A 13,037-nucleotide genomic window follows, 5' to 3' on the forward strand; every position below is an offset into this window, starting at 1 on the left:
CGGTGGCACGCTCCTGCGCGCGCCGCTGTCCCTACCGACGCCGCGGCGCCGCGGAACTCATCGCCGGGACCTCAGGCGAGCACGAGGTCGTCGCGGTGCACGACCTCGCGGTCGTACCCCTCCCCCAGCTCCGCCCGCAGGTCGAACGTCGAGCGCCCGAGGAGACCCGGCAGCTCGGCGGAGTCGAACGCGACGAGGCCCCGCGCCACCACCGCGCCGTCGGGCCCGACCAGCTCGACCGGGTCGCCCGCCTCGAACGTCCCGTCGACGTGCGTGACCCCGGCGGGGAGCAACGACGCGCGCCCGCCCAGCACGGCTCGCGCCGCGCCGGCGTCCAGGTGCAGGCGCCCGCGGGACTGCGCGGCGTGCGCGATCCACAGCCGCCGCGCCGACGTGCGCCGGCCGGTGACCGCGAAGAAGGTGCCCACGTCCTCGCCCGCCAGCGCCGCCGCGACGTGCGCCGCGCTGGTCAGCACCACCGGCACCCCGGCCCCGGTCGCGATCCGGGCCGACTCGAGCTTGGTGACCATGCCGCCGGTGCCCACCGCGCTGCCGCGCGCGGTCACCTCGACCCCGTCGAGCTCCCCGAGATCCGCCACGTGCGGGATGCGACGGGCGCCGGGCCGCGACGGCGGGGCGTCGTGCAGCCCGTCGACGTCGGTCAGCAGCACCATCGCGTCGGCGCGCACGAGGTGCGAGACGAGGGCCGCGAGGCGGTCGTTGTCGCCGAACGTCAGCTCGTCGGTCGTGACGGCGTCGTTCTCGTTCACCACGGGCACCACGCCGAGCGCGAGCAGCCGCTCGAGGGAGCGCTGCGCGTTGCGGTACCGCGACCGGCGCACCGTGTCCTCCGCGGTGAGCAGCGCCTGCCCCATCTGCAGCCCGTGCGCGGCGAACGCCTCGGTGTACCGGGCCACGAGCTGCCCCTGACCCAGCATCGCGGCGGCCTGCATGGTCGCGACGTCGCGCGGCCGGGCGGCGAGCCCGAGCGGGCCGATGCCGGCCGCGATCGCGCCCGAGGACACCAGCACGACCTGCCCGCCGCCCGCGACCCGCGCGGCCAGCACGTCGACGAGGGCCTGGAGCGCGGCGAGGTCGAGCCGCCCGTCCGGACCGGTGAGCGACGACGACCCGATCTTGACGACGATCCGACGTGCCCCGGGGAGGCTGGCTCGGGAGGTGGCGGCGTTCACCCCGGCATTGTCGCCGGAAGCGGCGTCAGTCGTCGTCCGGGTCCGTCCAGTGACCCGACTCCCGCTCCGTCCACAGCTCGCGGCGCGCCTCGGTCTTGGCGTCCATGCGGTCCGTGAACTCCCGGCGACGCTCCGCGCGGGTGGGCCGCGCGCTCTCGTCGAGACGCAGGTCGGTGCCTCGCACGCCCAGCAGCTCGGGGCCGGTCATGAGCGTGGGCTCCCAGTCGAACACGACGGCATTGGTCGGGTCGCCGATGCGCACCTCGTCGCCCGCGACCGCGCCGGCCTTGAGGAGCTTGTCCTCGACGCCCAGCTTGGCGAGCCGGTCCGCGAGGAAGCCGACGGCCTCGTCGTTGTTGAAGTCCGTCTGGCGCACCCAGCGCTCGGGCTTGGAGCCGCGCACCTCGTAGTAGACGCCGTCGTGGTCCTTCCTGGCCGTGACGGTGAACCCGCCGCGGTCGTCCACCGCGCGGGGGCGCAGCACGGTCCGGGCGGGCTCCGGCGCGGGCGCGGCGGCGCGGGCGCGCTCGACCAGGTCGCCCAGCGCGAACGTCAGGGGGCGCAGGCCCTCGTGGCTCGCGGTCGACACCTCGAAGACGCGCAGCCCGCGGGCCTCGAGGTCGGGGCGCACCAGCTCGGCGAGCTCGCGGGCCTCGGGCACGTCGATCTTGTTGAGCACGACCAGGCGCGGTCGCTCGGTGAGGGGCACGCGCCCGCCCGCGATCCCGAGGTCCCCGGAGTACGCGGCCAGCTCGGCCTCGATGACGTCCAGGTCGCTGATCGGGTCGCGGCCGGGCTCGAGGGTGGCGCAGTCGAGCACGTGCACCAGGACCGCGGTGCGCTCGACGTGCCGCAGGAACTCGAGGCCGAGGCCCTTGCCCTCGCTCGCGCCGGGGATCAGCCCGGGCACGTCGGCCACGGTGTAGCGGGTCTCCCCCGCCTGCACGACGCCGAGGTTCGGCACCAGGGTGGTGAACGGGTAGTCCGCGATCTTCGGGCGCGCGGCCGAGATGGCCGCGACCAGCGACGACTTGCCGGCGCTCGGGTAGCCCACGAGGGCGACGTCGGCGATCGTCTTCAGCTCGAGGACGACGTCGCGCTCCTCGCCCGGCTCGCCGAGCAGCGCGAAGCCCGGGGCCTTGCGCTTCGGGGACGCCAGCGCCCGGTTGCCGAGCCCGCCGCGGCCGCCCTGGGCGACGACGAACTCCGCGCCGGCCCCGACGAGGTCGGCCAGCACCTCGCCCGCACGGTCCTTCACGACGGTGCCGTCGGGCACGCGCAGCACGAGGTCCTCGCCCTTGGCGCCGTCCCGGTCGTCGCCCATGCCCTGGGTGCCGTTGGTGCCGCGGCGGTGCGGCGAGTGGTGGTACTCCAGCAGCGTCGTCGTCTGCGGGTCGACGACCAGCGTCACGCTGCCGCCGTCGCCCCCGTTGCCGCCGTCCGGGCCGGCGAGGGGCTTGAACTTCTCGCGGCGGATCGACGCCACGCCGTGGCCGCCGTCACCGCCCACGGCGTGCAGCACCACGCGATCGACGAAGCTGGCCATGGTCAGATCCTCTCAGGCAAGCGACGAGGGGCGCACCGCGACGGTGCGCCCCTCGTCGTCGACTCGGGTGGGAGTCGAGGAAGGTGTTGCGGCTCAGACCTCGGCCGCGACGATGTCGATGACCTTGCGGCCACGACGCGTCGCGAAGGCCACCGAGCCGGCGGTCAGCGCGAACAGCGTGTCGTCGCCGCCACGGCCGACGTTGTCGCCGGGGTGGAAGTGCGTGCCGCGCTGGCGGACGATGATCTCGCCGGCCTTGACGACCTGGCCGCCGTAGCGCTTGACGCCGAGGCGCTGCGCGTTCGAGTCACGACCGTTGCGCGAGGAGCTCGCGCCCTTCTTGTGTGCCATCTGTCAGACCTGCTTTCTGCGAAGAACGAGGGGATCAGTGCCGCGGGCCGCGCTGCGGGGTGTCGCGCTCGGCCCGGCGGGAGTCACTTGATGCCGGTGACCTTGAGGCGGGTCAGCGACTGGCGGTGACCCTGGCGCTTGCGGTAGCCGGTCTTGTTCTTGTACTTGAGGATCGTGATCTTCGGACCCTTCTCGTCCCGCACGACCTCCGCGGTGACCGTGACCTTCGCCAGCTTCGCGGCGTCGGTGGTCACCTTCTCCCCGTCCACCAGGAGCAGGGCGGGCAGCTCCACCGTGTCGCCGGCCTGGGCCTTCACTCGGTCCATGACGACGATGTCCCCGACGGACACCTTCTCCTGACGGCCACCGGCCTTGACGATCGCATACACCACGTTGTTGCTCATCTCTCCTGGTCTGGGCATGCCGCACGACGTTCGTCACCGACTTGGTCTGCAACTCGGCCCGCCGCGGCGGTCGAGTGCGGTGCGTCGTGGGCACACGGGACTGGCACACCGAGGGCGCGCCGACGTCCAAGACTACGCGACGACGGCGAAGGGTTCAAACCTCCCCGGCAGCGGTCGGCGTGACGTCGGCCACCGCCCCCCCGAGGGCTCAGCCCTCGAGGACGAACGTCACCTGCATGTCCACCTGCCAGGCGACGATCGAGCCGTCGGACACCTCGACCTTCTGCTCCTTGACCCAGGCGCCGGTGATGTTGCGGACCGTCCGGCCGGCGCGCTCGAGGCCGACGCGGATGGCGTCCTCGAAGCTCGTGTCCGAGCGGGCGGTGATCTCCGTGACGCGCGCGACCGTGCCTGCCATGTCGTCCTCCGGGAGTCTCCGTGCCGGCGACGCTCGCCGGCCGCTTCCTCGATCGTCGCCCCGCCCGGTGTCGCTCGCCCGGTGTCGCCCGCCAGGAGGGGCGACGATGGGGAGATGGCCGGACGGACAGGGCCCGTCGACCTGCCGACGGGCGCCGGCGGCGTCGCCGACGCGGTGGCCGCCGCGCTGCGCGACGTCGACCGGCGCGGGTTCCTCCCCCGCGCCGGCGCGCGCTGGGCGGAGGCGGACCACCCGATCGACATCGGGCACGGACAGACCTGCTCGCAGCCGTCGACCGTCGCGGCGATGCTCCGGCTGCTGCGGGTGCCGGTGGGCGCCCACGTGCTCGACGTCGGCTCCGGCTCCGGCTGGACGACCGCGCTGCTCGCCCGCCTCGTCGGGCCGGAGGGCGAGGTGCTCGGCCTCGAGCGGCACGCCGACCTCGCCGCGTGGGGGGCGGCCAACGTGCGGCGCGCGGGCATGCCGTGGGCACGCGTCGCCCGCGCCGTCCCGGGTGCGCTCGGTGCGCCACGGCGGGGCGGGTGGGACCGCGTGCTGGTGTCGGCGGCCGCCGAGCGGCTGCCCGACGAGCTCGTCGACCAGGTCGCGCCCGGCGGCCGCCTCGTGATCCCGGTGCGGCACGTCATGACGCTCGTCGAGCGTGCCGACGACGGAGCGGCGCGGGTCAGCGAGCACGGCACGTACTCGTTCGTGCCGCTCGTCGAGGACTGAGGGTCGTCGTGGCGCGTGCCAGGATGCGGTCGTGACACAGCCTCCGGCACCGGTTCCCGACGACGCCGTCGCCGCTCAGCTCCGCGAGTCGCCCGACGTCGCGGTCGCGGTGTCCGCCGCGCTCGCCGGCGCGGCCGAGGTCGCGGCCGCCTACCGGCGCCCGGTCACCCGGCACGCCAAGTCCGCGCTGGACTTCGCCACCGACACCGACGTCGCCGCCGAGCGCGCGGTCCGCGCCGTCCTCGCCGCGGCCCGGCCGGGCGACGCGGTGGTCGGCGAGGAGCTCGGGGCGTCCGGCGGGGACGCCGACCGTCGCTGGTACGTCGACCCCCTGTGCGGCACGCTCAACTTCGCAGCCGGCGTGCCGCCGTTCGGGGTGAACGTCGCGCTCGCCGAGCACACCGGGGGCGACGAGCGCGTCGTCGCCGCGGCCGTCGCCGACCCGCTCACCGGCGAGGTGTACTGGGCCGACGGCGGGCGCACCGGCCTGTGCGCCCCGGGGGCGGGGCGACACGACGAAGCCCTGTCCCCCAGCCCCGTCACCCGGCTCGTCAACGTGGACGTCGACAACGGCGACGTGGCTCCCGCGCTCGTGGCCGACGGGACCCTCCGCGCGAGCCTCGGGGTGCGGGTGGCCTCGTCGACGCTGGCGCTCGCGTGGGTGGCCGCCGGTCGCCAGGCCGCCTACGTGACCGAGGCCGACGTCGCCGGCAGCGTCCACTTCCTGCCCGGCGTCGCGCTCTGCGAGGCGGCCGGCTGCGTCGTCACCGACCTCGACGGCGGGCCGGTGCACGGAGGCCGCGGGATCGTCGCCGCGGCCGACGCGGCCACGTCCCGGGTGATCCTCGACCGGGTCCGCGCACTCGGGGGACATCCCCCTTGCCCGCAACCTACGGCCCCGTAGGCTCGAGACATCCGCACGACCGAGCGACCGCTCACCACCTCGGCTGGGAAGTCGACCTCGACCCCTGCGAGGCCTGCATGACCACAGCCACCGTCGTCGACGCCCCCTCCGCCGCCCGGCTTGCCGCGGCACCGCACACCAGCTCCTACAGCGCGCTGTCCCGCACCGTGCGCGAGGCGGGGCTCCTGCGACGGGCCTACGGCTATTACCTGACGACGGGTGCGGTCCTCGCGCTCGCGCTCGCCGGTGCCGGCGCCGCCTTCGTGCTCCTCGGCGACTCGTGGTTCCAGCTGATCGTCGCGGGGGCGCTGGGCGTGATCTTCACCCAGCTCGCATTCCTTGCCCACGAGGCCGCACACCGCCAGATCTTCGCGTCCGGCCCCGCGAACGACCGGGCCGGACGGATCCTCGCGAACGCCGTCGTCGGCATCAGCTACTCGTGGTGGATGACGAAGCACACGCGGCACCACGCGAACCCCAACCACGTGGGCAAGGACCCGGACGTCGCGAACGACGTCATCGTGTTCACCGAGGCCGGCGCCAAGGAGCACCGCGGCCTGCTCGCGCTGCTGACCCGCTACCAGGGCTGGCTGTTCTTCCCGCTGCTCACGCTCGAGGGGCTCAACCTGCACGTGACGGCGTTCCGGTCGCTGCTGAAGGGCTCGCGGGACGACCGCGCCGCCCGCATGCGCGAGCTCGCCACGATCGCCACCCGCCTCGCGCTGTACGTGGGCGTGGTGTTCTGGGCGCTCCCCCTCGGGATGGCGTTCGCGTTCCTGGGCGTGCAGCTCGCCGTGTTCGGCGTCTACATGGGGGCCTCGTTCGCGCCGAACCACAAGGGCATGGCCATGATCCCCGAGGGCAGCCGCCTCGACTTCCTGTCCAAGCAGGTCCTGACCTCACGCAACATCCGCGGCGGGGCATGGATGAACGCGCTCATGGGCGGGCTCAACCACCAGATCGAGCACCACCTGTTCCCGAGCATGCCGCGGCCGCACCTGGCCCGCGCCCGACTCATGGTGCGCGAGCACTGCGCCGCGCTCGGGATGCCGTACACCGAGACGAGCCTGGTCCGGTCGTACGCGATCGTCGTGCGCTACCTCAACGAGGTCGGCCTCTCGGCGCGAGACCCGTTCGACTGCCCGATGCGCAAGAGCCTCCGCGGCTACTGAGCCGGCGTCGACCGGCACTGACCCGGCACCGACCCGGCACGGCCGGGCGCCGTCCGCCCTCAGGGCGCGCGGTGCTCGCGGCAGCGCGCCTCGTACGACTCCGCGCCGCCGACGTGCCCGGAGGTCGGCGTCAGGGCGTCGTCCGAGCCGGCGCCTCCCCCGGCGGGGGCGGCCCGGAGCCGCACGTGGAAGGCGCCGTCCCGCCCGCAGACCGCGCACACGGCGGTGAGCTTGGTGACCGACTCCGCCACGGCCATGAGCTCGGGCAGCGGCACGAACGGGCGCCCGTCGAAGGTGACCGAGAGCCCGGCGACCACGACGACGAGCCCGGCGTCCGCCAGCCCCGTCGCGACGTCGACCAGCGCCGGGCCGAAGAACTGCGCCTCGTCGACCGCCACGAGCTCGGTGCCCCCGGTGACGAGCGCCGGGATCTCGGCGGCCGTCCCCGCGCCGCTCGACGGCACCGCCAGCCCGGAGTGCGACGCGACCCGGCCCGGCCCGCTGCGCGTGTCCAGCTCGTGCGCGACCACGACGACGCCGCGGCGCGCGACCTGCGCACGGTGCACGCGGCGCACCAGCTCCTCCGTCTTGCCGGCGAACATCGGGCCGGCGATCACCTCGAGCCGCCCACCGCTCCGGTCGTCCATGGCTGCCAGTCAAGCACCCGGGACGGACAAGACGCGCGCCCGACCTTCCGGTCGGACGCGCCTCTCGTGTCTCACACGGTGCTCACGCGGTCACGCGGCGCCGGTCACTCGGTGCCGTCACTCGGTGCCGGTCACTCCCGGTTCCGCAGCCTGCCCAGCATCCTGTCGAGGAGCCGACGGGGCTCCGGCTCCTTTGCGCGCCCGTCGGGGCGCCTTGCGCACGGGCTTCTCCGCGGCGGCGGGCTCCGGCTCCGGGGTCGGGGTCGGCTCCGGGGTCGGCGCGGGCTCCGGCGTGCGCTCGGGCAGCTCGATGAGCGTCTCGGGCGCGACGGGCGCGGTCGGTGCGACGGGCGCCTCGGGCGTGACGGGTGCGTCGGCCTCGGGCCCGCCGTCCTTCCCGTCGTGCTCGTGCTCGTGCTCGTGCGCGTGGGCGGCCGCCGCGGCGATCGTGGCGAGCGTGGCCTTGACGGCCTCCCGCGCCTCGGACCGGTCCTCCGGGAGGGTCGGCACCTCGGCCGCGGGCGCCGGCGCCGCGGGCTCGGACTGCTTGCCGCCGCGCTTGCGGCGCGAGCGCTTCGAGCCCTCGGCCTGGTCCCCGTCGTGGTGCTGGTGGTCCGAGCCCGAGCCCTTCTCGATCGGCTCGCTGTGCACGATGAACCCGCGGCCCTTGCAGTGCTCGCAGGTCTCGGAGAACGCCTCGACCAGGCCCTGGCCCACGCGCTTGCGGGTCATCTGCACGAGGCCGAGCGACGTCACCTCCGCCACCTGGTGCTTGGTGCGGTCGCGGCCCAGGCACTCGACGAGGCGGCGCAGCACCAGGTCGCGGTTCGACTCGAGCACCATGTCGATGAAGTCGATGACGACGATGCCGCCGATGTCGCGCAGCCGCAGCTGGCGCACGATCTCCTCGGCCGCCTCGAGGTTGTTCCGCGTGACGGTCTCCTCGAGGGTGCCGCCCGCACCGGTGAACTTGCCGGTGTTGACGTCGACGACCGTCATCGCCTCGGTGCGGTCGATGACCAGCGACCCGCCCGAGGGCAGCCAGACCTTGCGGTCCATGCCCTTGGCGAGCTGCTCGTCCACGCGGTGCACGGCGAACACGTCGGTGTTCTCGGTCCACTTCGTCACACGCTCGCGCAGGTCGGGGGCGAGCGCGTCGACGTACTCCGAGATCTCGCCCCACGCCGCGTCGCCCTGGATCTGCAGGGACGAGAAGTCGTCGTTGAAGATGTCGCGCACCACGCGGATCGCGAGGTCCGGCTCCCCCTGCAGCAGCGCCGGGGCGCTCGCCGAGGCGGACTTCTTCTGGATCGAGGCCCACTGCGCCTCGAGGCGTTCGACGTCGGCGCGCAGCTCGGCCTCGCTCGCGCCCTCCGCGGCGGTGCGCACGATGACGCCCGCACCGTCGGGCACGACGTCGCGCAGGATCTTCTTGAGGCGGCTGCGCTCGGTGTCGGGGAGCTTGCGGCTGATGCCGGTCATCCCGCCACCGGGCACGAAGACCAGGTACCGGCCTGCGAGCGTGACCTGCGAGGTCAGGCGCGCGCCCTTGTGCCCGATCGGGTCCTTGGTGACCTGCACCAGCACCGAGTCGCCCGACTTGAGGGCCTCCTCGATGCGGCGCGGCTGGCCGCCCTCGAGACCCGCGGCGTCCCAGTTCACCTCACCGGCGTACAGGACGGCGTTGCGGCCCTTGCCGACGTCGACGAACGCGGCCTCCATGCTGGGCAGCACGTTCTGCACGCGGCCGAGGTAGACGTTGCCCACCATCGACGCCTGCGACTGCTGCGAGACATAGTGCTCCACGAGCACGCCGTCCTCGAGCACGGCGATCTGCGTGCGGCCGTCGCGCTCCCGCACGACCATCGACCGGGTGACCGACTCCCGCCGTGCGAGGAACTCCGCCTCGGTGATGATCTGCCGGCGGCGGCCGGCGTCGCGACCCTCCCGACGGCGCTGGCGCTTCGCCTCGAGGCGCGTGGAGCCCTTGAGGGCGGTCACCTCGTCGCGGTCGCGCGTGCGTGACACGGCGGCCTCCGCCCGCTCCGCGCGGGTGCCGCGCCGGCGCCGGCGGCGACGGCGGCCGGAGGCGGACTCGCCACCCTCCTCGTCGTCCTCGCCCTGGTCGTCGCCACGGTCGTCGGCCTGGTCGTCGCCACGGTCGGCGGAGCGGCCCTCGGACCGCTCGTCACGGTCGGCGTCCTCGGTGCGCTCGCCGTCCTCGGTGTCGCCCTCGTCGGAGGCGTCGTCGTCCTCGGCGTCACCCTCGGGACGGCGGCCGCCGCGACGGCCGCGGCCGCCCCGACGACGACGGCGGCGGGGACGGATCTCGTCCTCCTCGCCGTCCTCGTCGCTGAGGTCCTCCGGGCCCAGGTCGACGAGCTCGACGCCCTCGGCGACGAGCTCGGACTCGATGACCCCGACCTCCTCGACCGCGGCGGCCTCGTCCTCGGACAGCTCGGCGGCGGACGGCGCGGCCTCCGTGGCGGGCGACGTTGCGGGCGACGTGGTGTCGGTCGTGACCTCGGTCGTGGGCTCCGGGGTCGCCTCCGTCGCGACGACCGCGTCGGACGTCTCGGCCTTCTCGGGCGCCTCGGCCTTCGACGCGCGCGTCGAGCGCCGGGAGCGCGACGACTTCGCGGGGCGCGTCGCGGGCTCGTCCTTCACGACCTCGGCCGTGGTGGCCTGGTCCTTGGCGGCCTTGGCGGCCTGGTCGGCCTGGTCCCTCGCGGTCGCCGGCTCCTCGGCCTTCGCCATCGTCGACATCGTCGACATGGTCGGCGCCTCGTGCGGGCGGGGCGGGCCGGCCGGGGCCTGGGCGCGGCGCGAGCGGCGCGCCGACATGTCCGGCGCCTGGAACAGCACGGCCGTCGTCGCGAGGCGCGGGGTCACGGACCCGCCGCCCCGGGCGGCGGGCGAGCGGGGCGCCGACTGCTCTGCGGTCGGCGCGGCGGCGTCCGCCGGGACCTGGTCCTCGGCGGCGGCGGCCTTGGTCGTGGATCCGGCCTTCTTCCGCGCGGCGGCCTTCCTCGGCGCCTTCTTCGCGGGGGCGGGCTCGGCCTTCTCGGGAGCCTCGGCGGCCTCCTGCTCCGCGCCGCCCTCGGCGGCCACGGGCGCGGCGTCGGGCTGCTCGGCCACGGGCGCGGCCGTGCGACGGGCGCGGGTGCCGGACGCGGCGCGCCCGCGACCCTTGGTGGCGGGCGCCGCCTCGGCCTCGGCGACGGGCTCCGGTGCGACGGGCTCCGGAGCCTCGGCGGCGGGCTGCACCCCGGCGGAGCGGGTAGCGCGGCGGCGGGTGCGCGCGGGCTTCTGCGCGGCGTCGTCGGCCGCGCGACCGGCAGGGCCCTCGGGCAGCACGATGTCGGCGAGGGAGGAGGTCCCCGCGGGAGCCTCGTCGCGAGCGGCCGCGCGCTCCGGCAGGACGAGGCCGGCGAGGGAGGACGCGGCGTCGGACGACGCGGCCTCCGGCGAGGGCTCCACGGGGGCGGCAGCCGGCTCGGCGGCGGGCTTCGTGGCCCTCGCGGAGGTCTTCTCGGCGGGCTTGGTGGTGCACTTCTCGACGGGCTTCTCGGCGGCCGGCCCCGTGGGGGCGGCGGCGGCGCGGGTCGCGCGACGGCGGGCGGGCTTGCGCGCCGGTGCGGGGGTCGAGGACTCGGCCTGCTCGCGGGCTGCTGCGTCGGTCGGGGTGTCGGACGTCACGGAAGGCGCTCCAGCTCCGGCGGCCCCGCCCCCACACGTGCGGGCCACCGGTGGTCGTCGTCGGTGGGGCGCTGCTCAGCGCACCGGCCGACGGAAGTCTCGGTTCCGGCCGCGGCACCGCGCTCTTCGCGGACGCCGGCCGCCCGACCTTCGTGCCTGGCGGCGGCATCGCGTGCGGATCGCGAGTGCTGCGAGCTCGTGGGCCTCCCCGGGATGTGGGCCCGGACGGCTTCGGACCAGTATCGCATCCTGTGCGCACCGCCGCGTGACCGACCCCCGCACGTCGCGTCGTGACGGATCCCGGCTTGACTTGTGAAGACCTTCACGACCAAGATCGTGAAAGTCTTCACGAACGTGGACCCGTGGCGACGATCCCGCTGGTCGTGCGCCTCCGAGCAGGTGGCCCTACCGTCGAATCACGACCCGGACGAGTACAGGAGAACCCGTGGACGCCCTCGCACTGGCCCGCTGGCAGTTCGCCATCACCACCGTCTACCACTTCATCTTCGTGCCGCTGACCATCGGCCTCGCGCCTCTGGTCGCCGGGATGCAGACGGCGTGGGTCGTCACCAAGAAGGAGCGCTGGCTCCGGCTGACCAAGTTCTTCGGCAAGCTCCTGCTCATCAACTTCGCGCTCGGCGTGGTCACCGGCATCTGGCAGGAGTTCCAGTTCGGCATGGCCTGGAGCGAGTACTCCCGGTTCGTGGGCGACGTCTTCGGCGCCCCCCTCGCCATGGAGGCGCTGGCCGCCTTCTTCGTGGAGTCCGTGTTCCTCGGCCTGTGGATCTTCGGCTGGGACCGCGTGTCGAAGAAGGTGCACCTCGCGTCCATCTGGCTCTTCGCGCTCGCCACGAACCTCTCGGCGTTCTTCATCCTCGCGGCCAACTCGTGGATGCAGCACCCGGTCGGCACGATCTACAACCCCGAGACCGGGCGCGCCGAGATGGAGTCGATCGGCGCGGTGCTGACGAACAGCACCCTGTGGGCGGCGTTCCCGCACACCATCACCGCGGCGTTCCTCACCGCCGGCACCTTCGTCTGCGGCATCGCCGCGTGGTGGATGGTCCGGCTCGCCCGGTCGAAGAAGACCGAGAACGTGGAGAAGGCACGGAACGTCTACCGCCCCGCCGTGGTCCTCGGGGCCTGGGTGATGATCGTCGCCGGTGCCGGGGTGATCTGGTCCGGGGACACCCAGGGCAAGCTCATGTTCCAGCAGCAGCCGGGGAAGATGGCGTCCGCGGAGGCCCTGTGCGAGGGCGAGGAGGCCGCGTCCTTCTCCATCCTGTCGATCGGCAACCTCAACGAGGGCTGCGAAGGGGTGCAGCACATCCTGACCATCCCGTACGTGGCGAGCTACCTCGGCACCGGCCACTTCACCGGGCCCGAGTCGTACCTGCCCGGCGTGTACGACGTCCAGGAGGACTACACCGCCCGCTACGGGGACACCACCGAAGCCGGCGAGCCCGTCACCTACACCCCGCCGCTCGCCGTCGCGTACTGGTCGTTCCGCCTCATGATCGGGTTCGCGGCCTTCTCCGCGGCGCTCGCCCTGCTGGCGCTCTGGATGACGCGCAAGGGCAGGGTGAGCGACAACGCCTGGCTCGGGCGGCTGGGCATCCTGGCCCTGCCCATGCCCTTCATCGCCTGCTCGTTCGGGTGGATCTTCACCGAGGTCGGGCGACAGCCCTGGGTCGTGGCGCCCAACCCGTCCGGCATCGACGAGGTGCGCCTGCTCACCGAGCGGGGCGTGTCCACCGCCGTGCCACCCGGGGTGATCCTCGGGTCGCTGATCGTCCTCACGCTGGTCTACGCGCTGCTCGCGGTGATCTGGTACCGCCTCATGCACCGGTACACGATCGAGGGCGTGCCCGACTCGGTCCGCGACGAGTCGCCCGAGGCGCAGAGCCCCGACGACGCCGACCGCCCGCTGTCCTTCGCGTACTGAGCGCCGAGAACCGAGACTGGAGCTAC

General features: G+C 74.3%; 11 protein-coding genes. 4 read left to right on the plus strand and 7 right to left on the minus strand.

The window, feature by feature from the left end:
* Window positions 1-71: 71 nt before the first annotated feature.
* The 5 genes from proB to ACQFYA_RS13655 all read right to left on the minus strand — a co-directional run bounded on the left by proB (window position 72) and on the right by ACQFYA_RS13655 (window position 3,912).
* Window positions 72-1,193, minus strand: a complete 1,122-nt coding sequence (proB, locus tag ACQFYA_RS13635) for a glutamate 5-kinase (protein ID WP_499125055.1) — start codon at window positions 1,191-1,193, stop codon at window positions 72-74.
* Window positions 1,194-1,218: 25 nt separating this feature from the next.
* Window positions 1,219-2,739: a GTPase ObgE gene (gene obgE / locus ACQFYA_RS13640; RefSeq protein WP_499125057.1), complete on the minus strand. Its 1,521-nt coding sequence runs from the start codon at window positions 2,737-2,739 to the stop codon at window positions 1,219-1,221.
* Between the two features lie 93 nt (window positions 2,740-2,832).
* Window positions 2,833-3,090 carry a 50S ribosomal protein L27 gene (gene rpmA, locus ACQFYA_RS13645; RefSeq protein WP_499125059.1) on the minus strand — a complete coding sequence of 86 codons (258 nt, stop codon included), beginning with the start codon at window positions 3,088-3,090 and terminating at the stop codon, window positions 2,833-2,835.
* 83 nt (window positions 3,091-3,173) lie between these two features.
* Window positions 3,174-3,482 carry a 50S ribosomal protein L21 gene (gene rplU / locus ACQFYA_RS13650; protein WP_430545896.1) on the minus strand — a complete coding sequence of 103 codons (309 nt, stop codon included), beginning with the start codon at window positions 3,480-3,482 and terminating at the stop codon, window positions 3,174-3,176.
* Window positions 3,483-3,702: 220 nt separating this feature from the next.
* Window positions 3,703-3,912, minus strand: a complete 210-nt coding sequence (locus ACQFYA_RS13655) for a dodecin family protein (protein WP_499125062.1) — start codon at window positions 3,910-3,912, stop codon at window positions 3,703-3,705.
* 114 nt (window positions 3,913-4,026) lie between these two features.
* On the opposite strand from ACQFYA_RS13655, the gene ACQFYA_RS13660 reads away from it, so the two are divergent.
* From ACQFYA_RS13660 to ACQFYA_RS13670, 3 genes are all read left to right on the plus strand, one after another.
* Window positions 4,027-4,644: a protein-L-isoaspartate O-methyltransferase family protein gene (locus ACQFYA_RS13660; protein ID WP_499125064.1), complete on the plus strand. Its 618-nt coding sequence runs from the start codon at window positions 4,027-4,029 to the stop codon at window positions 4,642-4,644.
* A gap of 31 nt (window positions 4,645-4,675) precedes the next feature.
* Window positions 4,676-5,548, plus strand: coding sequence for an inositol monophosphatase family protein (locus ACQFYA_RS13665; protein ID WP_499125067.1), 873 nt, complete (start codon window positions 4,676-4,678; stop codon window positions 5,546-5,548).
* Window positions 5,549-5,625: 77 nt separating this feature from the next.
* Complete coding sequence (locus tag ACQFYA_RS13670) at window positions 5,626-6,720, plus strand: fatty acid desaturase family protein (RefSeq protein ID WP_499125070.1); 1,095 nt, start codon at window positions 5,626-5,628, stop codon at window positions 6,718-6,720.
* 59 nt (window positions 6,721-6,779) lie between these two features.
* Here ACQFYA_RS13670 and ACQFYA_RS13675 read toward each other — a convergent pair whose 3' ends face one another.
* The gene (locus tag ACQFYA_RS13675; protein ID WP_499125073.1) at window positions 6,780-7,367 is read right to left on the minus strand and encodes a thymidine kinase; all 588 of its coding nucleotides are present in this window, start codon (window positions 7,365-7,367) and stop codon (window positions 6,780-6,782) included.
* 117 nt (window positions 7,368-7,484) lie between these two features.
* Window positions 7,485-11,066, minus strand: a complete 3,582-nt coding sequence (locus ACQFYA_RS13680) for an Rne/Rng family ribonuclease (RefSeq protein ID WP_499125075.1) — start codon at window positions 11,064-11,066, stop codon at window positions 7,485-7,487.
* A gap of 445 nt (window positions 11,067-11,511) precedes the next feature.
* On the opposite strand from ACQFYA_RS13680, the gene ACQFYA_RS13685 reads away from it, so the two are divergent.
* On the plus strand, window positions 11,512-13,011 hold the full coding sequence (locus tag ACQFYA_RS13685; protein ID WP_499125078.1) for a cytochrome ubiquinol oxidase subunit I: 1,500 nt from the start codon (window positions 11,512-11,514) through the stop codon (window positions 13,009-13,011).
* Window positions 13,012-13,037 lie beyond the last annotated feature (26 nt).

The sequence above is a fragment of the Promicromonospora sp. Marseille-Q5078 genome (assembly GCF_050315395.1).
Taxonomy (GTDB): Bacteria; Actinomycetota; Actinomycetes; order Actinomycetales; family Cellulomonadaceae; genus Isoptericola.

What these genes read in the sequence shown, in the direction of transcription:
- ACQFYA_RS13655 (WP_499125062.1), bottom strand. Translation starts at nt 3,912, where the DNA reads ATGGCAGGCACGGTCGCGCGCGTCACGGAGATCACCGCCCGCTCGGAC.
- ACQFYA_RS13675 (WP_499125073.1), bottom strand. Translation starts at nt 7,367, where the DNA reads ATGGACGACCGGAGCGGTGGGCGGCTCGAGGTGATCGCCGGCCCGATG.
- rpmA (WP_499125059.1), bottom strand. Translation starts at nt 3,090, where the DNA reads ATGGCACACAAGAAGGGCGCGAGCTCCTCGCGCAACGGTCGTGACTCG.
- ACQFYA_RS13670 (WP_499125070.1), top strand. Translation starts at nt 5,626, where the DNA reads ATGACCACAGCCACCGTCGTCGACGCCCCCTCCGCCGCCCGGCTTGCC.
- obgE (WP_499125057.1), bottom strand. Translation starts at nt 2,739, where the DNA reads ATGGCCAGCTTCGTCGATCGCGTGGTGCTGCACGCCGTGGGCGGTGAC.
- ACQFYA_RS13660 (WP_499125064.1), top strand. Translation starts at nt 4,027, where the DNA reads ATGGCCGGACGGACAGGGCCCGTCGACCTGCCGACGGGCGCCGGCGGC.